Source organism: Streptosporangium brasiliense, from assembly GCF_030811595.1.
Taxonomy (GTDB): domain Bacteria; phylum Actinomycetota; class Actinomycetes; order Streptosporangiales; family Streptosporangiaceae; genus Streptosporangium; species Streptosporangium brasiliense.
The window spans coordinates 1559994-1577749 of record NZ_JAUSRB010000001.1 but is presented as its reverse complement, the minus strand read 5'-3'; the positions used below and the strand labels follow the sequence as shown (position 1 = coordinate 1577749).

The window sequence follows — 17756 nt, the reverse complement described above, 5'->3', positions numbered from 1 at the left end:
TGGCGGGGAAAAGGACTTGTGCGGTCGGCCCGGGGCGCGGTGTCGGTGTTGCCACCGGTCCGTTTCCCCGAGCCTCCGCCCCAGCACGGCGTGCCGGGCAGGCAGGGCTCAGGCTGGTGCGGTCAGCCGGTCCTGGCGGCGAAGGGACCGCCGGCGCCGAACACGAGCCGCGCGAAGTTCTCACCGATACGGCGGTGTCCTGCGGGATCGGGGTGGACCTCGTCGGGCAGCGGGAGTTCGGCGTAGTCCGTCTCGCCGTAAAGGTCACGGCCGTCGAAGAAGTGCAGGTTCGGGTCGTCAGCCGTCCGCTGTTCGACGATGCGGGCGAGTTCGTCGCGGATGACGTTGAGCGTCAGACGCCCGGCGGCGCGTTCGGCTGGATCGCCCGTGGCCTTGAACCGCAAGGTCCCGCCGTCGAAGTCGGGCGCGAGAGGGCCGGGGGTGTCCTCCTGGATCGGGCACAGGATGGGGGACACGACCAGCAGCGGAGTGGTCGGATGCCCCTCGCGGATGGTGTCCAGGAAGCCGTGGACCGCAGGGGTGAAGGCGCGCAGGCGCATCACGTCGCCGTTGACGACATTGATGCCGAGCTTGACGCTGATCAGGTCCGCGGGGGTGTCCCGCATCGCACGGGCGGTGAACGGGTCCAGCAGGGCGCTGCCACCGAACCCCAGGTTGACCAGTTCCACTCCGCTCCGGGCGGCTGCCAGGGCCGGCCAGGTGGCGGTCGGGTGGGCGGCGTTCGAACCGTGGCTGATGGAACTGCCGTGGTGCAGCCATACTCTGCGCCCGCTGTCCCGCGCCGGCTCGACCGGGGCGTCGGTGCGCAAGGCGATCAGCTCGGTGACCTCCGTATGCGGAAGCCAGATCTCGACATCCTTGTCATCCGCCGGCAGATCAGTGAACCGGGCGGTGCCGGCAGGCCCCTCACGCAGTTCGGCGGACTGGGTGACCATGTCGATGATCGTGTGGACTCTGCCGCCGGCCACCGTGGCCTGGGCAGTGAGACGGCCATCGACCAGCAGGTCGTACACGCCGTCCGGCGGGGCAGGGAAACCTCGGTAGATCCGCTTGGTGGGCAACGTGTCCAGTTCGATCACGGTGGCCCGGGTGCGGAAGGCCAACCGCACGCCGGAGGGCTGCGCCTCGGCCATGGCCAGTTGGTTGTCAGGGATCTGCCGGCGTGCCCGAGCGGGCAGCCGATGCGGCAGCAGGCCGTGGGCGGTCGCTTCCAGGTCGAGAAAACCGCGCAATATGTCCGCGGTGATGGGTGTGGTGATCCAGTCGTGCTCAGTATTCATTGTCTCAACTTGTCGATCAGTATTTCCGGAACGCACATGCGCATCGGTGTGCGGCGCGGCGGACCGCCTCCACGGGGCGGCCCGCCGCCGGTCAGGGTGTGGCCCGGTTCCGTAGCAGGGCGTCAAGGGAATCCAGGATCCAGGCCCAGGACTCCTGCGGGTCGACGTCGGTGTGGCTGAAGCCTCCGGCCGTCTCCAGGCTGACGTAGCCGTGGAAGACGCTGCCCAGCATCCGGACCGCGTGCGTCTGGTCCGGCTCCGTCAGGTCGTAGCCACGCAGGATCGCCCGCGTCATCTGTGCGTGCCGGACGCCGGCACTGGCGGCCGCCGTCTCGGGGTCGAGCCGGAGCCGGGCGGCGGCGTAGCGACCGGGGTGCTCCCGGGCGTAGTCGCGGTAGGCGTCCGCGAATGCGGCCAGGGCGTCCCTGCCGGCCCGCCCGGCCAGGGCGGCGGCCACCCGGTCGGCGAGTTCCTCCAGCGCGAACAGGGCGATCCTGGTCTTGAGGTCCTGGGAGTTCTTCAGGTGCGAGTACAGGCTCGCGACCTTGACGTCGACCCGTCGCGCGAGCGCCGAGACGGTCACCTGGTCGAAGCCGACCTCGTCGGCCAGCTCCGCCCCTTCCCGGGCCAGGCGCTGCGGGGTCAACCCTGCTCTGACCATAACCTTCCTCCCATACGGCGACATCCATTATGCATTTGCCTAAAAGCTTTAGGCAAATGCGGTTGGTGCTCAGGGAGGCCACCGGCAGAGCGAGAGATCCGTACCGCGTCCGTGAACCGCACATGAAGGCGAGCGTGTTGTTCGCGGCATGCATGACGACCGAGGTCTCCAGGCCCCGGGTTCGGGATCGGGGACGGTCCTGGCTTCCGGGAACACGCGCCACGCCGGGGAGAGAGCCCGGCTCAGTGCCTCCGAGAACAAGATCGAGCTGCCGGACGGCGGCTGGGGAGCACGGCCGGGAGCAGGGCGCCGGTCAGTATCCCACGCACACCACGGCCTTCACGGTGGCCGGATCGTCGAGGCGGTTCAGGATGCAGTCGGCCAGGTCGGCGCGGGAGAGGGTGAGGCCGCCACGGACGTTGCGGTCGAGTGAGGTGCGGTAGCGGCCCGTGCGGGGGCCGTCGGTCAGCCGTGGCGGGCGGACGACGGTCCAGTCGAGGCCGGTGGCGCGGATCTCCTCCTCCATGGCCCGCGTGTCGTCGAAGGAGTGCCGCAGGACCCGTTGCAGGACGGGCTTGACGAGCAGCCGGGTGGCCGGCCCGTCGCCGCCGTCGATGAACGCGCCGCTGGCACTGACCACGATCAGCCGCCGCGCCCCGGTGTCCGCCATCGCGCGCACGACACCCCGGGCCCCGGCGGCGCAGACGTCGGTGGGGACCCGCCCGCCCGTGTGGCCGAGGGCCGACAGGATCGCGTCCCGGCCGGCGACGGCGGGGCCGATGGCCTCCGGGGAGCGCACGTCGGCGCGGAGCACGCTCAGCCGGGGGTGCTCGGCGAACGGCAGCCGCGACGACTGGCGGGCCACCGCGGTCACCTCGTGCCCGGCGTCGAGCGCCTGCCGGACCAGATGGATGCCCGTCCTGCCGCTCGCCCCGAAGACCGTCAGCTTCATCGACTCGCTCCTGACCTCTGCCCGGAACGCCCGGGACGATGGGTGAGTGTCCGCTCACCCCATATGGTTAGTGAGTACTTACCAACTGTCAAACCAGGAGACACCGTGCAGAGCACCAGGGAGCGGATCGTCGACGCCGCCGCACAGGTCATGCGCGCCCAGGGGCTCGCCCGTGCCACCACCAAGGAGATCGCCAGAACCGCCGGCTGCTCCGAGGCGCTGCTGTACAAGCACTTCCGCGCGAAGGAGGACCTCTTCCTGGCCGTGCTGCAGGAGCGCGTGCCCGGCCGGCTCCCCCGCCTCCTGGCCACCCTGGCGGACGAGGCCGGACAGGGCACGGTCGAGGAGAACCTGGAGCGGGTCGCGCACGCCGCGATCACCTTCTACCAGGACAGCTTCCCCATCGCCGCGTCGATCTTCTCCGAGCTGCGGCTGCTGGAGGGCTACCGCACGGCGATGCGCGAGCGGGGGGCCGGGCCGCAGACCGTCAACACCTGGCTGGCCGCGTATCTCCGGGCCGAGCAGGCCCTGGGACGGGTCCGGCCGGACGCCGACCCGGAGGCGGTGGCCGCACTGCTGCTCGGAGCCTGCCTGCAGCACGCCTTCCTCGGCCACTTCACCGACACCGGGAGCGCCGACGACACCGCGGGCAGGCTCGCCCGCACCCTCGCGGCCGGCCTGTGAGCGGCCGGACCGCGCACCACTGAGCTGCGCACCACTGGGCCGTGCACCACTGGGCCGTGCACCACTGGGCCGTGCACCGCTCAACCGTGCGGCGGCCGGGCGCGCCCGGGAGGCGCCCACGCCGGCCGTGCAAACACCGGCCACACGGACACCGGCCATACGGTCACCGGCCACGCAGGCGCCGAGCGCGTTGCTCACCACGGGTCCCGGCATGTTCTCTACCCGTGCTGGTCATGTGGATTTCATATCCCTGTGGGCCGGATGTCCGGATCCCCGGAGACCATTCGGCATATGAGAGCCGCGCACCTCGCCTCCGCAGTCCTCGCCCCCGCGATCCTCGCCGCCCTCCTCGTCCCCGCCTCCCCCGCCGCCGCCGGGACCTGCTCCGGCGTCCCCTCCGACTTCGACGGCGACGGCCGGGCCGACCTCGCGGTCGCCGCGCCGTACACCGCCGTCGGCGGGCACGCGCGCGCCGGGTCCGTCACCGTCCTGTACGGCACGCGCGCCGGGCGGCGGCTCACCCAGGACAGCCCCGGCGTGCCCGGCGAGGCGGAGACCGGGGACGCGTTCGGCTCGGCGCTGGCGGCCGGGGACTTCGACGGCGACCACTGCGCCGACCTGGCCGTGGGCGTCTCCGAGGAGGACCGCTCCCGGCCGGGCGCCGACGGCCACGGCGCCGTGCAGATCTTCCACGGCTCCCCGGCCGGGCTGCGTCCCGGCGAGATGATCGACGCCGGGGATCTGGGCCGCAGGCGCGGCCCGGACCGGTTCGGCGCCGCGCTGGCCGCCGGGGACCTGGACGGCGACGGGGACGACGAGCTGGCCGTCGGCGTGCCCGGCCTGGGCGGGGGCGGCGTCGGGGTGTACGGCCTCAAGGGCCGCCGGCCGCAGGTGATCGACCAGGACAGCGGCTGGGTCGGGCAGGACGCCAAGGCGACCGACCAGTTCGGGGCGGTGCTGGCGGCCGGGGACTTCGACGGCGACGGCCGCGCCGAGATCGCGGTGGGCGCGCCCGGCGACACGTTCCTGAAGCGGAACGGCCAGGGGTCGGTCACCGTGCTCGACGTCCGCCGCAGGAGGGCGGCCCTGCTCACCCAGGACAGCCCGGGGATCGCCGGCCTCGGCGAGGCGTGGGACGCCTTCGGCGCGGCGCTGGCCACCGGCGACTTCGACGCCGACGGCCACGACGACCTGGCGATCGGGGTGCCGGGCGAGGGGCTGACCGACGACCAGCGGGCGATGGACTACGGCGACGGCACCGTGGACGTGGTCTACGGCTCGCGTTCCGGGCTGCGGACCGCGACCTCCGAGGCCTGGTCGCAACGGTCTCTCAAGGGCGAGCCCCGCTACTTCGACCGGTTCGGCGCCGCGCTGGCCGCCGGGGACCTCAACGGCGACGGGGACGACGAGCTGGCCGTCGGCGTGCCCGGAGAGAACGCCGTCCAGGTGCTCGCCGGCGGCCGCTCCGGCGGCCTGAGCCGGGCGGGCAACGTGCTGGTCACCGGCCAGGGCGGCGACTTCGGCGCCGCCCTGGCCGCAGTCCCGGGCCGGGGTCTGGCCGTGGCCGCCCCGGGCGACGGCAGGCTCACCCTGCTGCGGACGGCGGTGCGCAAGGGCGCGTACACGGGGGTGCGCCCGGCGGCGGCGGAGACCTTGGCCACCGCCGCCGGGGACTCGCTCTTCGGCTACGCGCTCACAGGACCCGCGACCTCGCCTTGATGCCGCCCCGGATGCGCTTCCTCAGCTCGCTGAGGCGGGCGTCCGGATCGTCGGTGACGACCGCGCCGAACTTGGCCGTGGCGGTGCCGCGGCGCGGGCCGACCCACGCGCGGATCGTGACGGTCGTCGAGTCGCCCTTGTCGAGGGAGGCGATCCGGCAGGCCACGGCCGGCCGGTCGACCGAGCACTTGACGCTGCGCGGCTTGCGGACCACCTTGATCGTGCGGAAATGGCTGGAGAAGGTCCCGACGAGCGCCACGTAGTGCTGGCCGCGGGTCTTCCGGTTGTGCACCTTGACGGTGTAGGTGAGGTATCCACCTCGGCGGACGTACTTGGGGAAGTAGACCTCGTAGCGGAAGGCGGCGGTCGCGGTGGCGGGGGCCGCCGCGGGGGCCACCGTGGGGACCGCGGCGGGGGCCGCGGCCGTGGCGGGGCTCTGCAGGAGGAGGGTGCCGCCCAGCGCGGCGGCGAGAGCCGCGGCGGTGAGCCTCGTGGGGAGGTGACTCATATGCCGCATCATCTAACAAATAGCTGAAAATTCCCCGTAGCCAGGTCCCGGCGGTCAGACCAAGGACGACTCCCCGGCCGGGACGGTGAACCGGGCGGAGGTCTTGGCCGGGGCGCCGCGGCGGCTGATGTAGTCCAGCGTGCGGAAGTCGGCCCGCAGCTCGTCGGAGGTCAGACGGCAGACGATGTAGCCGCGCCGCTGGTCGAGATAGGAGATGTGGGGGTTCTCCGCCAGGGTCTCGGCGATCCGGCCCCTGTCCCGGTAGCCGTCGCCGTCGCTGGCGACCGACGAGGTGACCAGCTCCACCGCCACCCGGGGCGAGTCGGGATCGTCGAAGTCCAGTCTGAGGTCGGCCGCGTGGTGCATGTGCGCGTCACCGGTGAGCACGACCGGGTTGGCCGCGCCGGAGTCGCGGAAGCCGGTCAGCAGCCGGGTGCGCTCGGCGGCGTAACCGTCCCAGGAGTCCATGTTGACCTCGGTGCCCGGGCCGACCTTGGAGTCGCGCTGGGCCATCAGGACCTGCTGGCCGACCAGGTTCCACCGGGCGCCGGAGGCGGCCAGCCCGTCGAGCAGCCAGCGCCGCTGGTCCTCCCCCAGCAGGGTGCGCCCGGTGGCGAGCCGGTCGTCGCAGCCGGCCCTGAGCCCGTCCTCGCAGGCCTGATCGTCGCGGAACTGCCGGGTGTCGAGCAGGTGGAAGCGGGCCAGCGGCCCCCAGTCCACCCGGCGGTGGATCCGCATCGAGGCCCCACCGGGCAGACTCGCCCGGCGCAGCGGCATGTTCTCGTAGTAGGCCTGGAAGGCGTGGGCCCTGCGCCGGGCGAAGCCCGCGGCGCCGCTGCTGGAGACCCCGGCGGCCCAGTTGTTCTCGATCTCGTGGTCGTCGAAGGCGACCAGCCAGGGCGCGACCGCGTGCGCGGCCTGCAGGTCGGCGTCGCTCTTGTACTGCGCGTGCCGCATCCGGTAGTCGGCCAGCGTGGCGCACTTGCCTTCGGTGTGCCGGCGGACGCTCCCGCCGAGCGCGGTGTAACCCCGGGGCGCGTACTCGTACATGTAGTCGCCCAGGTGCACGACCAGGTCGGGGTCCTGCTCGGCCAGCCGCCGGTAGGCCGTGTAGTAGCCGTGCTCGTAGTGGGCGCAGGCGGCTATCGCCAGGGTGAGCGGGGACAGGACCGCCGGGGCGGTGCGGGTGCGGCCGACCGGCGACAGGTGGCCGCCGGCGCGGAAGCGGTAGAAGTACTCCCGCCCGGGCTCCAGCCCGTCCAGCTCGACGTGGACGCTGTGCGCCCGCTCCCACCGCGCGGTCTCGGTGCCGGCGCGGACCACCCTGGCGAACCGCTCGTCGGCGGCGAGCTGCCATTCGACGTCCACGTCCCGGGCGGGCATCCCGCCCCGCCCGCCGGGGCCCAGCGGGTCGAGGGCGAGCCTGGTCCACAGCACGAGCCCCTCCCGCGACGGGTCGCCGGAGGCGATCCCGAGGGTGAAGGGGTCGCCGCCCAGGGCTCTGGAGGCCGCGGCCGGGGCGAGACCCGCCCCGGTGAGCAACAGGCCGCCCGCACCCGCGGCGGCGACGGACAGGAACACTCTGCGTGACGGCTTCTGCTCCACGCCGCCAGTGCAACGCCCCCACCTGTCGCCGCCGTGGCCTGCGCGTCAAGGCGGGGTGAACAGCCGTTGCACAGGCGAGCCCCTACCCGCGGCCGTTAACACCGCCCGACCTGCGGGCGACACCGGGACGAAGAGCTCTCCTCGCGCCGGCGACCTCCCGCGGTGCCGGGTCAGCCCAGGTAGGGCCTCAGGTGGTCGTTGAGCGCGCCGCAGCCCAGATATTTCTCCACGGTGTGGAAGTCGAGCCAGTCCAGGTCGACCAGGGCCTCCTGGTCGACCCCGGTGAAGCAGGACCGCAGGCCCGGCGGGATCGCCGCGATGTCGTCCTTGTCGGCGATGTTGATCCAGCGCCTGACCTGCCGGGGCCGTGCCCCCCAGCCGTTGACCGGGGCGGGCAGCAGGCGCTCGAAGATCACGTTACGCATGCCGAGCGGGCTGCCGAGGGTGATCAGCAGCTCCACCTCCAGATCGGGGTTCTCCCAGAGCGTCTCGTAGGTCACCACGCTGCCGAGCGAGTGCGCGATCACCACCTTCGGCCGGTTGCGCCTGATCACCTCCGCCACGGCCGCACGCGAGCGCGACCGGGCCTCGCCCCCGGCGGTCATGTAGGTGGCCACCTCGGGACAGAAGAACTTGGCGAACTCGGCGGCGTTGCCCTGCAGGCGGTCCAGCAGCCAGCCGGTCATCCGGTGCAGCGCGCCGGTCAGCCCCTCCCCCACCGAGTCGAGCTGCCTGGCCCAGGCGACGAAGACCTCCTGGGCGCCGGCGTCCATGCTCTGCACGGCGCGGGGGGAGTCGTCCTTGTGCTCACCCAGCAGGTGGGCGTAGTAGGCGATCTCGGTGATGTAGCGCTCCTGGGCGTAGGGCCTGCCGCCGGTCAGGCCCTTGTGCAGGTAGCGGTCCCACTTGCCGCGCACCGCGGCGGCGGCGCCGTCGATCGAGTTTCCCGCGTCGCGGTAGTAGTGGTATTTGCCTATCCCGTGCACGCCAACGATCTTGTCCACGCGCCCCCGCCTCCTGTCCGCCGTGCTCCACGACTGCCCCGAGTCACTGTGACGGAAGGAGCCGGACGCCACAAGACCACCCCCATTGGCCCGCCCTGAATGGGGCATAAATCGCTTGATATATGGGTTTGCCGTCCAGTTATTCTGAACGCACGCCCCCAGGAGAAGGAGTCACCCGCCATGCCCGGTCCGCTTCAGATCAGCGGTTCGGTCTCCGTCCCCGAGGCCGAGCTCCACTGGCGGTTCTCCCGCTCCTCGGGCCCCGGCGGGCAGGGGGTCAACACCACCGACAGCCGGGTGGAGCTCGGCTTCGACCTCGGCGCGACCGACGCGTTCGGCCCGGTCCTCAAGGCCCGGGCCCTCGAACGCCTCGGTCCCCGCCTGGTGAACGGCGTCATCACCATCGCCGCCTCGGAGTTCCGTTCTCAGCTGCGCAACCGTGAGGCCGCCGAGACGCGCCTGGCCCGGCTGCTGCGCGAGGCGATCGCCCCGCCGCCCAAGAAGCGCCGGCCGACCAAGCCCAGCAGGGGCGCCGTCGAGCGGCGGATCACCGCCAAGAAACAGCGCTCCGACCTCAAGCGCCTGCGCCGCGATATCTGAGGGGCCCCGACCTCCGAATCGACACATCAGTCGGACGGACGGATGGCGGACCGCGGCGGACCCTCAGGACGTGATGACACAATGAGCGGATGCCTCTCGTCCCCAGCGTCCGCGCCGTCCTGCTCGACGACGACGACCGGCTGGTGCTGTTCCGGCGCACGGTCCCCGGCGAGGAACTCTACTGGTCGATCCCCGGAGGCCACGTCGAGCCCGGGGACGCCTCCCTGGAGGACACCCTCCACCGCGAGCTCCTGGAGGAGCTCGGCGCCACCGTCTCCGGCGTCACCCCGCTGACCACGTTGGAGTGCGTCCGCACGGGGGGCGTCAAGACCCAGCACGTCTACGGCTGCCGCCTGGTCTCCATGGATCCGGCCCTGCGCTGCGGCCCCGAGTTCGCCGATCCGGCCCGCGGTCTCTACGAGGTGGTACGGCTACCGCCCGACCCGGCCGAGATCACCGCCATCAACCTGGTCCCCCGGGAGCTCGGCGCCTACCTGACCGGCCACATCAGCCGACTGCCCGAGCTGATCCCGTAGCGCCCCGCCCGGCCGCGCCGGTCCGCCGGACGGCGGCCTCAGCGGGGCAGGCAGCCGGGCACGCCGTACCGCGCGCCCCGTTTGAAGGCGGACATCCGCTGGGCGGCGGTCCCGTGATCGCTGATGTCGGTCCACGGCGTCTCGTCGCCCAGTCTCCGGTGCGCCTCGGCGATCTCCTCCAGGTCCCCCCGCTCGAACCGCAGGATCCCGTCGTCGGCCGCGCCGTACAGGACGGCCCCCGCCAGGCAGTCCGCCTGCAGCTCGTAGGTGCGCAGGACCAGGTCGTCGTGGAGCCGCCGCTGTACGGCGTGCCCCCACTCGTGGGCGATGACCAGATACACCCACGCGTCCCCGGAACGGTAGCCGTCCTCCATGAGGTCGACGTCCCATGCGATGTAGTCGCCGTTGTGGCAGTACCAGGCGTTGTCGTAGTCGAGCCGCTTCGCGCCGCAGAAAGGCGGTTTCCTCCCGCCCCGCTGGTAACCGCCGAAAACGGCCGGAGCGGAGTATCTCCCGGTGAACAACCGCGGCCAGTGGGCCGCCCAGTATCGGTTGACCACGTAAAGAGCCGCGGAGATGTCGTCGTCCATGTCGTCCGCCTGCCGCGCGGACGCGGACGCGGCTCCGCCGCCCGCGCCGACGGTGATCAGGGATGCCAGGGCGAGCACCAGCCAGACCGCTCTCCAACGCCGCACGCTCACGACCGCCTCTCGTCGGCCCCGATCCTGCCTAGACGGTAAACGCGGATTTATCGCCATGGAAGAGAGAATCGTGATCCATAACGAGATCTCACGGAGCGCGGTTAAATTGACGCCCTATGCGGCATAAATCACTTTCATCCCGGAAACACTTTCATCCCGGGCGCCACCCCCGCCGCACGCCATTTTTTCCGGCCGCGATTCACCGGAAAGCGCGCCGCCCTCACGGCGCCGCCGCACCGCCACCCCCCGCACCGCCCTCACCCCGCCACCACCCCCGCGCCGCCCTCACCGCGCCGCCGCCGGGCGCGGGCACGCCGTACCGGCGCCGGCCCGGGGGCTCAGCCGTGGCGGTCCTGCATCTCCCACAGGTGGTCGATGACATGCCAGGCGATCCGGCGGGCGGCGTAGCGGGCGGGCCAGCCGCCGGAGACCACGGGGGCGCCGTCGGAGGGCCTGGCCAGCACCTCTGCGAGCTCCGCGCGCATGGCCGCCAGGCCCGAGGCGTCACGGAAGGGCCGGTGCCGCACCCCGACCTTGCGGGCGTAGGCGCGCTCGGCCTCGACCACGTGGGCGACCATCTTGTCCCGGTCGCGGCCACCGCCGCGCGGCCCCTTCCTCAGCTCCTCCGGCGAGCCGGCCGCGACCTCCTCGAACAGCTCCCACGCCGCCCTGACCAGCGCGACGGTCCGCGCCGCCTCGGCGGCCCCCACCGGCTCCGCGTCCAGCCCGGCGACCGCCTCGATCGCCCCGAAGTCGGTGGTCGAGCCTCCCCGGACCCGCTCCACGACCACCGGGGCACCGGGCTCGAACGTCAACCCGGCCCGCTCGGCGATCACCCGGTAGCGCGGCGCGTAGTCCGCCAGCGCCTCCAGCGCCAGCTCCTCCGACCTGCCGATGCGGCACCATCCCGGCCACTCGACCGAGCAGGCGAAGACCTTCTTCGGGCCGATCTCCAGATAAACGTCCGTCATGCCCCACATCGTCGCAGCGGTGGCTGACACCTCATGTCAGGTATCACCGTCGATCAGGCCGATCAGGTCGGCGACCGAGTCGACCACCCGGGACGGGCGGAACGGGTAGCGGTCGATCTGCCCCCTGTTCATGACACCGCTGAGCACCAGGATCGTGTGCAGCCCCGCCTCCATCCCGGAGACGATGTCGGTGTCCATCCGGTCACCGATCATGGCGGTGCTCTCGCTGTGGCCGTCGATGGCCCGCAGCGCGCTGCGCATCATCATCGGGTTGGGCTTGCCCACGAAGTAGGGCTCCACGCCGGTCGCCTTGGTGATCATCGCCGCGACCGCGCCGCAGGCGGGCAGCGAGCCCTCGTTGGACGGGCCGACCGGGTCGGGGTTGGTGGCGATGAACCGGGCGCCGCCCTCGATCAGCCGGATCGCCCGGGTGATCTGGGTGAAGCTGTAGGTGCGGGTCTCGCCGAGCACCACGTAGTCGGGGTCGATGTCGGTGAGGACGTAGCCCACCTCGTGCAGCGCGGTGGTCAGCCCCGCCTCGCCGATCACGTAGGCGGAGCCGCCGGGACGCTGGCCGTCCAGGAACTTCGCCGTGGCCAGCGCCGACGTCCAGATCGCCTCCGACGGGATCTCCAGGCCGGCCGCGCGCAGCCGTACGGCCAGATCGCGCGGGGTGTAGATGGAGTTGTTGGTCAGCACCAGGAACCGCTTGCCGGACTCACGCAGGCGGCGGATGAACTCCTCGGCCCCTGGCACCGGGTGTCCCTCGTGGACGAGGACCCCGTCCATGTCCGACAACCAGCACTCGATCGGCTTGCGCTCGTCCACCGTTCCCCCGCGTTCCAGGCCAACAGGTACGGAACAAGGATGACAGGTCCGGAGTGGGCGACACGTCATCAGGCCCACGCGGAAGCCCCGGAACGGACCGGCCGCCGGGCGGCCGCCGGCCGGTCCGGGCGCCTACCGGTCCGGTGCCTACTGGTCCGGGTGTTTACCGGTCGGGGCGCCTACCGGTCCGGGTGCCCACCGTCTCGGGTGCCTACTGGATGGTGCGCCAGCCCTGCTCCTCGACCAGTTCCCTGCTGCGCCAGCCGTAGGGCGTGCGGATCATGCGGTGGTGGTACCACCCCCCGCCGTGGATGAGCCCGGGGGCGCCGGCGGCGACCATGTCCCTGGACGGGGCGAGCGTGTCGGTGAAGGAGGCCGTGACCACTGCCTCGTCCCCCTCGAACCTGACGGTCGTCGCCCCGATCAGGTGCTGGCGGCCCGGCCACTGCGGCAGCACCTCGGCCAGCCAGCGCCGGGCCTCCTCCCGGGTGCCCCGGATGCCGCCGGCCGCCGTGTAGTCGATCACCGCGTCCGCGGTGAACACCAGGTCGAGCCGGTCCCAGTCTCCGGTGTCGATGGCGTAGGCGTATTTGGCGAGCAGGTCGCCGATCTCCAGCCGGTCCGCGATCTCCTGTTCCCTCATACCCTTATCCAACCAAACGCTTGGTCAGGGCGCGAGGGCCTCCAGCGCGGCTTCCGCCTTGCGCATCGACTCCTCCGGGTCGGCGTCCGGCGAGCCGATCTCCGGATCGAAGTTGAGGTCGTGGAAGACGTCGGTGACGCCCCTGGCCTCCAGGGCGGCCACGTCCTGCCGGATCTCCTCGAACGAGCCGGTCAGCGGGGCGCGGCCGGCGACTCCGGAGGGACGGACCTGGGTGACGCCGCGGGTGACGAAGCGCAGCGCCTCCGGATCCCGCCCGGCGGCCCGGGCCGCCTCCTTTACTATGTAGATTTTTTCGTCGACGCGGTCGAGGTCCTCACGGCTCGAACTGATCCAGCCGTCGGCCAGGCGCCCCGCGCGGCGCAGCGCCACCTCCGCGCTCCCGCCCAGCAGGATCGGCGGCTGCGTGAGCGGCTTGGGGTCCTGGTGGACGGGCGGCAGTTCGTAGAACTCCCCCTTGTGCTCCACGACCTCCTCCGACCACAGCCGCCGCAGCACATGGACGAACTCCTCCCCGCGCCGCCCGCGCCGCTCGAAGGGCACCCCCGAGGCGGCGAACTCCTCCGGCAGCCAGCCCAGCCCGAGCCCGACGTCCAGCCGGCCGCCGGAGACCGCCTGCAGGCTGGCCAGCTGCTTGGCAAGCAGCGCCGGCGAGGCGAACGGCATGTTGAGCACCGCCACGCCGAGCCGGACCCGGCCGGTCACCCCCGCCAGGTAGGAGAGCGTGACCACCGGGTCGTGCACACTGCGGTAGACCGGCCCCATCGGGTGCCCCTGCGGGTAGAGCAGGCGCTGGAAGGTCCACACCTCGTGGTAGCCGAGCTCCTCGGCCCGGCGTGCGACCCGCACCATGTTGGCGGGCGTCGCCCAGGATCCCGACACCGGCACCGCGAATCCGATCCTCATGCCATGCACCTTATGCGCCCGCACGGCGCGCCGCGGATCAGTGGTTCACTTGCCCGATGAGCGACAGCGACGACCTGATCGAGGAACTGTGCCGGATCGGCGTCCGGTACGGCGACGCGCCCGCCGAGGTGCTGCCGACCAGGCCGGATGTGATCATCGTGCGGGCCGGGTCCGTCGTGGTGAAGGCGCACGCCCCCGGGGCGCCGCGGGCTCCGCTGGCCGAGCGGATGCGGGCCGTGGCGCACCCGGCGCTACGCGGCGTCCTGCTCGAACCGGTGACCGAGGAGGTCACGACCGTCCACGGCCGGCTGGTCACCGTGTGGCCGGCCGGGACGCCGGTGGACCACCGGGATCCCGACGCGGCCCCGTGGGAGGCGGCCGCGCGGCTGCTGGCCCGGCTGCACGCCGTGCCGGCGCGGGCGCTGCCCCCGCTGCCGGCCGCGGGCGGGCCCGCCCGGGTCGCCGCCACGGTCGCCCGCCTGGACGGCGGCTCGGCCGCCGAGCGCGTCGTGCGCCGGGCCCTGGCCTGCCTGCCCCCGCTCGGCGCCGGGCCCGGCTCCCTCGCGCACGGCGACTGGCACATGGGTCAGCTGGTCCGCGTCGGGGACGAGTGGATCCTCATCGACATCGACGACCTGGGGATCGGCGATCCGGCCTGGGACCTGGCCAGGCCGGCCGCCTGGTTCGCGGCCGGCCTGCTGGATCCGGAGGTGTGGTGGCGCTTCCTGGGGGCCTACCGGGCCGCGGGCGGGCGCGCCGCCGGGGCCGACGGCGACCCGTGGGAGCGGCTCGACCTGCCGGCGCAGGCGATGACCGTGCAGCTCACGGCGGCGGCGGTGGCCACGGCGGGACGGGAGGGACGGCCGCTGGACGAGGTCGAGCAGGTGCTGGTCGACACCTGCCAGAGGATTGTTCAGCTCCGGAGCGCCTGTCATAGTGTGCCCACGCAGTAGGTTGTGGTTACTTCAACACAATGCCAAGGACAAGGAGATCAGCCAGATGCAGTGCCCGAAGTGTCGCGGCGCTATGCGCACTTATGAGCGCAATGGCGTCCATATCGACCAGTGTGACGGCTGTCGCGGGATCTTCCTGGACTATGGCGAGCTCGAGACGCTGACTCGCATGGAGAGCCAGTGGTCCCAGTCGCATGCCGCTCCCCCGCCGCCGCCTCCGCCGCCGGTGCACGGCGCCCCCGCGTGGGGCGCGCCGCACCACGGCGGTCACTACGGCCACCACCGCCAGCGCAGCTGGGTGGGGATGCTCTTCTCGACCTGATCCGATCAGGGGGGAGACCCGGACCGCGATCCCGTCAGGGGATCGCGGTCCTCGCGTCCGGGGCGCGCCGGCCGGGCCCACGGCGGGGCCGCGGGCCCGGCGGTCAGCCGGGGAAGTCGCCCGGCTTGATGCGCTTGGGCCGCACGGTGCCTCCCGCGACGGCGTTCAGCGTCATGGTCCAGTTGCTCCAGCGGATCTGGGTCGCGGTGCGGACCGTCCTGAACCGCACGGACTTGCCGAACTGCTCGAAGGCGCACGAGCGGGTGAAGCTGCGGGCCTTGGAGTCCCAGTCGGTGCCGAGGGTGTAATAGACCTTGTACTTGCCGTCCCGCACGCCCCGGATCTTGAATTTCGACTTCTTGCGGACGTAGACGCGGATCGCCTTCTTCTTGCCGCGCACCAGCACCACGACCGCGTCCCGGGTGTTGCCGTTCCTCAGTTCGAGATGGGCGCGCCCGGGGCGGCTCTCGGAGGCGATGTATCTGCCGTTGGGCAGGCGGCGGGACCTCTCCCCGGCGACCTTCACCGGGACGACGTCGGTGCTGTAGTCGCCCAGGTCGGCCAGCGCCTCCGCGCTCTTGCGGACCGGCGACAGCTGCCCGCTCTCGGCCACCCCGGTCAGCACGGCGGGGCCGGTGCAGACGTCCTGCGCCCGCACGTCCTCCTGGGCGGCGCCCAGCGCGCCCACGAGCCGCCGCAGCGCGCCGACGTAGTCACCGTGCTCGGCCCCCACCTCGGGCGGCGGGGTCAGCGCCTCCAGCCCGGCGACCGCCTCCTCCATCGCGGTGACCGTCTGCTCCAGCCGCCTGTCGAGCCCCTTGACGCCGGTGGCGTCGAGCTTCTTGAGCGCCTCCCTGATCGGGCCGCGCGCCCTGCCGAGCGCCGCGCGGTATTCCTCGGTGGTCAGCCCCGCCGGGGTGGGCGTGCCGCTGGAGGGCGCGCCCGTCTCTCCGCCGGTTCCCGCCACGCCGCTCGCGCTGGAAGTGCCGACCACGGGCTCACTGGGGGCGCCGGAGGTGCAGGCGCTCAGGGCCAGCACGGTGATCACGGCGCAGGACAGCAGTCGGGGGGTAGTCACCTGCCCCACTATCGCCGGATCGATCACGACACGTCAATGTGGATCAGCGTTTCTCCGGCGGTGTCCCGTGCGGTCCAGGATCGGCGCACCGGCCGCTCTCACCGGGGCGGATGGGGAATTCACGGACCGCCGCATTTACGTTTCATAATTTATCGGGATATCGAAGACGGCGCCGATGGGCGCCGGTGAAAGCGATTCCCGGAAGGGCCGTCACCGGGACGGGGCGGGATCCGCCTGCTGCCCGGCCGGGTCCTAGCCGACGGGACGGACCACGTACAGGGACCGGGGCCGCTTGGTGAACTCCACCTCCCCGGGGACGACGGCCGTCTCGCCGTCGCGTGCCAGCCGTAGCGCGCCGGAGGAGGAGGAGGAGACCTTCAGCGTGTCGGCCTGCCACTGCTGGTAGTGCCTGGACAGGCCGAGCCCGCCCAGCAGCACGCTGGTGAGGGCGCGCAGCCGGGGCAGCCGGGGGGCCGCGGTCAGCAGCCGGATGTCCAGCAGCCCGTCCTCCAGCCTCCGCCTCAGGCGCGGGGCGGCGCCGCGCGAGTCGTAGCGGCAGTTGCCGACGAACAGCAGCCAGATCCGCCGGGGCACGCCGTCGACGATCACCTCCTCCGGCTCGGCGGTGCGCAGCACGCGGCCCAGGGCCCACAGCAGCGCGGGCCACTTGCCGACACGCTGCTCCAGGGACTCGCGCAGGTCGACGACCTCCGGGTAGACGCCGAGGGCGGCGTTGTTGAGGAAGACCCGGCCGGCCACCTCCCCCACGTCCACCGCGACCACCCCGCCCGAGCGGTAGGCGGTCATCGCGTCCTCGGGACCGCGCAGGCCCAGCGCCCCGGCGAAGTGGTCGAGCGTCCCGCCCGGGATGACCAGCAGCGGCCTGCGGTGCTCCAGCGCGGCCTGCGCCCCGCGGTTGACCGTGCCGTCGCCCCCGGCGACCGCCAGCACCCGGGCCCTGGCCGCGGCCCCGTCCATCAGCTCTCCCAGGTCCGGGCCGTCCGCCTCGACCACCTCTGCCTCGGGCAGCCAGGTCCGCACCGCCGCGGCCGTGACGGGGGCGCCGCCCGCCGTGGGGTTGACCACGGCCACCACGCCCTCACCGGCGGGGTCGTGGCCGGGCACCGGCGGCGCGGTGACGACGCGCGGCGCGCCCGTCACCGCCTCCGGCCAGAGCCGCCGGGTGGCCAGCCCGGTCGCCACGCCGATCGCGGCCCCCACCAGGACGTCGCCCGGGTAGTGCACGCCGGTGTAGACGCGGGAGAAGCAGACCGCCGCCGCCAGCAGCGCGACGGGGGCCGCGACCGCGCCGGGCGCCTCCATGGCCACGGCGGTGGCGAACGCGGCCGCCGAGGCCGAGTGGCCGGACGGGAACGACGCCGAGGCGGGCATCTTGATCATCCGTGCCAGCGGGAGGCCGTCCAGCGACGGCCGGGTCCGGCCGAAGGCCTGCTTGCCGACCAGGTTCACCAGGGGGCTGGCCAGGCTGATCGCCAGCAGTCCGCGGGTCGCGGCGCGGCGCAGCGGTCGCCGCCCGCTGACGGCCAGCGCCCCGGCGAGGCCGGCCCACAGCAGCGAGTTGTCGGCCGCGCGCGACAGGGCGGGCACGAGGCCCTCGAGGCCGGGGAGCCTGGCGTCCGCCACCACGGCGAACAGCCGCCGGTCCAGCCTGCCGAGCCACGACCTCAACCGCATGTGCCCCACCTTTCCGGATGACGGGCGAGTGAACAGGGACTTAATTCTGTCGCATACCCCGATATCCGGCG

The 17756-nt window shown here is 72.7% G+C and carries 19 protein-coding genes and 1 pseudogene; 7 read left to right on the top strand and 13 right to left on the bottom strand.

The window, feature by feature from the left end:
• Positions 1–122: 122 nt before the first annotated feature.
• From J2S55_RS07055 to J2S55_RS07045, 3 genes are all read right to left on the bottom strand, one after another.
• Positions 123–1301: a GDSL-type esterase/lipase family protein gene (locus J2S55_RS07055; RefSeq protein ID WP_306858165.1), complete on the bottom strand. Its 1179-nt coding sequence runs from the start codon at positions 1299–1301 to the stop codon at positions 123–125.
• Positions 1302–1392: 91 nt separating this feature from the next.
• Positions 1393–1962, bottom strand: coding sequence for a TetR/AcrR family transcriptional regulator (locus tag J2S55_RS07050; protein ID WP_306858164.1), 570 nt, complete (start codon positions 1960–1962; stop codon positions 1393–1395).
• Between the two features lie 313 nt (positions 1963–2275).
• Complete coding sequence (locus tag J2S55_RS07045) at positions 2276–2914, bottom strand: NAD(P)-dependent oxidoreductase (RefSeq protein WP_306858163.1); 639 nt, start codon at positions 2912–2914, stop codon at positions 2276–2278.
• A gap of 105 nt (positions 2915–3019) precedes the next feature.
• On the opposite strand from J2S55_RS07045, the gene J2S55_RS07040 reads away from it, so the two are divergent.
• Entirely contained in the window at positions 3020–3598 is a 579-nt protein-coding gene (locus tag J2S55_RS07040) for a TetR/AcrR family transcriptional regulator (protein ID WP_306858162.1), read from the top strand.
• Between the two features lie 291 nt (positions 3599–3889).
• Entirely contained in the window at positions 3890–5317 is a 1428-nt protein-coding gene (locus J2S55_RS07035) for an FG-GAP and VCBS repeat-containing protein (protein WP_306858161.1), read from the top strand.
• On the opposite strand, the gene J2S55_RS07030 is transcribed toward J2S55_RS07035, so the two are convergent.
• From J2S55_RS07030 to J2S55_RS07020, 3 genes are all read right to left on the bottom strand, one after another.
• A complete protein-coding gene (locus J2S55_RS07030; RefSeq protein WP_306858160.1) occupies positions 5292–5825 on the bottom strand; it encodes a hypothetical protein in 534 nt (177 codons plus the stop codon). The two genes, J2S55_RS07035 and J2S55_RS07030, sit on opposite strands and share 26 nt — an antisense overlap.
• A gap of 54 nt (positions 5826–5879) precedes the next feature.
• Positions 5880–7430 carry an alkaline phosphatase D family protein gene (locus J2S55_RS07025; protein ID WP_306858159.1) on the bottom strand — a complete coding sequence of 517 codons (1551 nt, stop codon included), beginning with the start codon at positions 7428–7430 and terminating at the stop codon, positions 5880–5882.
• A gap of 170 nt (positions 7431–7600) precedes the next feature.
• The gene (locus J2S55_RS07020) at positions 7601–8434 is read right to left on the bottom strand and encodes a hypothetical protein (RefSeq protein WP_306858158.1); all 834 of its coding nucleotides are present in this window, start codon (positions 8432–8434) and stop codon (positions 7601–7603) included.
• Positions 8435–8614: 180 nt separating this feature from the next.
• On the opposite strand from J2S55_RS07020, the gene arfB reads away from it, so the two are divergent.
• Complete coding sequence (gene arfB, locus J2S55_RS07015) at positions 8615–9034, top strand: alternative ribosome rescue aminoacyl-tRNA hydrolase ArfB (protein ID WP_306858157.1); 420 nt, start codon at positions 8615–8617, stop codon at positions 9032–9034.
• An 89-nt stretch (positions 9035–9123) separates the two neighbouring features.
• Complete coding sequence (locus J2S55_RS07010; protein WP_306858156.1) at positions 9124–9570, top strand: NUDIX domain-containing protein; 447 nt, start codon at positions 9124–9126, stop codon at positions 9568–9570.
• Positions 9571–9608: 38 nt separating this feature from the next.
• On the opposite strand, the gene J2S55_RS07005 is transcribed toward J2S55_RS07010, so the two are convergent.
• The 5 genes from J2S55_RS07005 to J2S55_RS06985 form a co-directional block, all read right to left on the bottom strand.
• A complete protein-coding gene (locus tag J2S55_RS07005) occupies positions 9609–10271 on the bottom strand; it encodes a neutral zinc metallopeptidase (protein ID WP_306858155.1) in 663 nt (220 codons plus the stop codon).
• Positions 10272–10609: 338 nt separating this feature from the next.
• Positions 10610–11242: a DsbA family protein gene (locus tag J2S55_RS07000; protein ID WP_306858154.1), complete on the bottom strand. Its 633-nt coding sequence runs from the start codon at positions 11240–11242 to the stop codon at positions 10610–10612.
• 36 nt (positions 11243–11278) lie between these two features.
• The gene (locus J2S55_RS06995) at positions 11279–12070 is read right to left on the bottom strand and encodes an HAD-IIA family hydrolase (protein WP_442480360.1); all 792 of its coding nucleotides are present in this window, start codon (positions 12068–12070) and stop codon (positions 11279–11281) included.
• Positions 12071–12281: 211 nt separating this feature from the next.
• Complete coding sequence (locus J2S55_RS06990; RefSeq protein ID WP_306858153.1) at positions 12282–12713, bottom strand: nuclear transport factor 2 family protein; 432 nt, start codon at positions 12711–12713, stop codon at positions 12282–12284.
• Positions 12714–12737: 24 nt separating this feature from the next.
• The gene (locus J2S55_RS06985) at positions 12738–13637 is read right to left on the bottom strand and encodes a TIGR03619 family F420-dependent LLM class oxidoreductase (RefSeq protein ID WP_306858152.1); all 900 of its coding nucleotides are present in this window, start codon (positions 13635–13637) and stop codon (positions 12738–12740) included.
• Between the two features lie 56 nt (positions 13638–13693).
• Here J2S55_RS06985 and J2S55_RS06980 point away from each other — a divergent pair, with 56 nt between their 5' ends.
• From J2S55_RS06980 to J2S55_RS48245, 3 genes and pseudogenes are all read left to right on the top strand, one after another.
• On the top strand, positions 13694–14590 hold the full coding sequence (locus tag J2S55_RS06980) for a phosphotransferase family protein (RefSeq protein ID WP_306858151.1): 897 nt from the start codon (positions 13694–13696) through the stop codon (positions 14588–14590).
• Between the two features lie 46 nt (positions 14591–14636).
• Positions 14637–14744, top strand: a pseudogene (locus J2S55_RS48250) (TFIIB-type zinc ribbon-containing protein); the annotation flags it as partial.
• Between the two features lie 15 nt (positions 14745–14759).
• The gene (locus J2S55_RS48245; RefSeq protein WP_370879609.1) at positions 14760–14912 is read left to right on the top strand and encodes a hypothetical protein; all 153 of its coding nucleotides are present in this window, start codon (positions 14760–14762) and stop codon (positions 14910–14912) included.
• 103 nt (positions 14913–15015) lie between these two features.
• Here J2S55_RS48245 and J2S55_RS06970 read toward each other — a convergent pair whose 3' ends face one another.
• Both J2S55_RS06970 and J2S55_RS06965 read right to left on the bottom strand, forming a co-directional pair.
• Positions 15016–15990, bottom strand: a complete 975-nt coding sequence (locus J2S55_RS06970; protein ID WP_306858149.1) for a hypothetical protein — start codon at positions 15988–15990, stop codon at positions 15016–15018.
• Between the two features lie 252 nt (positions 15991–16242).
• Positions 16243–17685 carry a bifunctional phosphatase PAP2/diacylglycerol kinase family protein gene (locus tag J2S55_RS06965; protein ID WP_306858148.1) on the bottom strand — a complete coding sequence of 481 codons (1443 nt, stop codon included), beginning with the start codon at positions 17683–17685 and terminating at the stop codon, positions 16243–16245.
• Between the last annotated feature and the right edge of the window lie 71 nt (positions 17686–17756).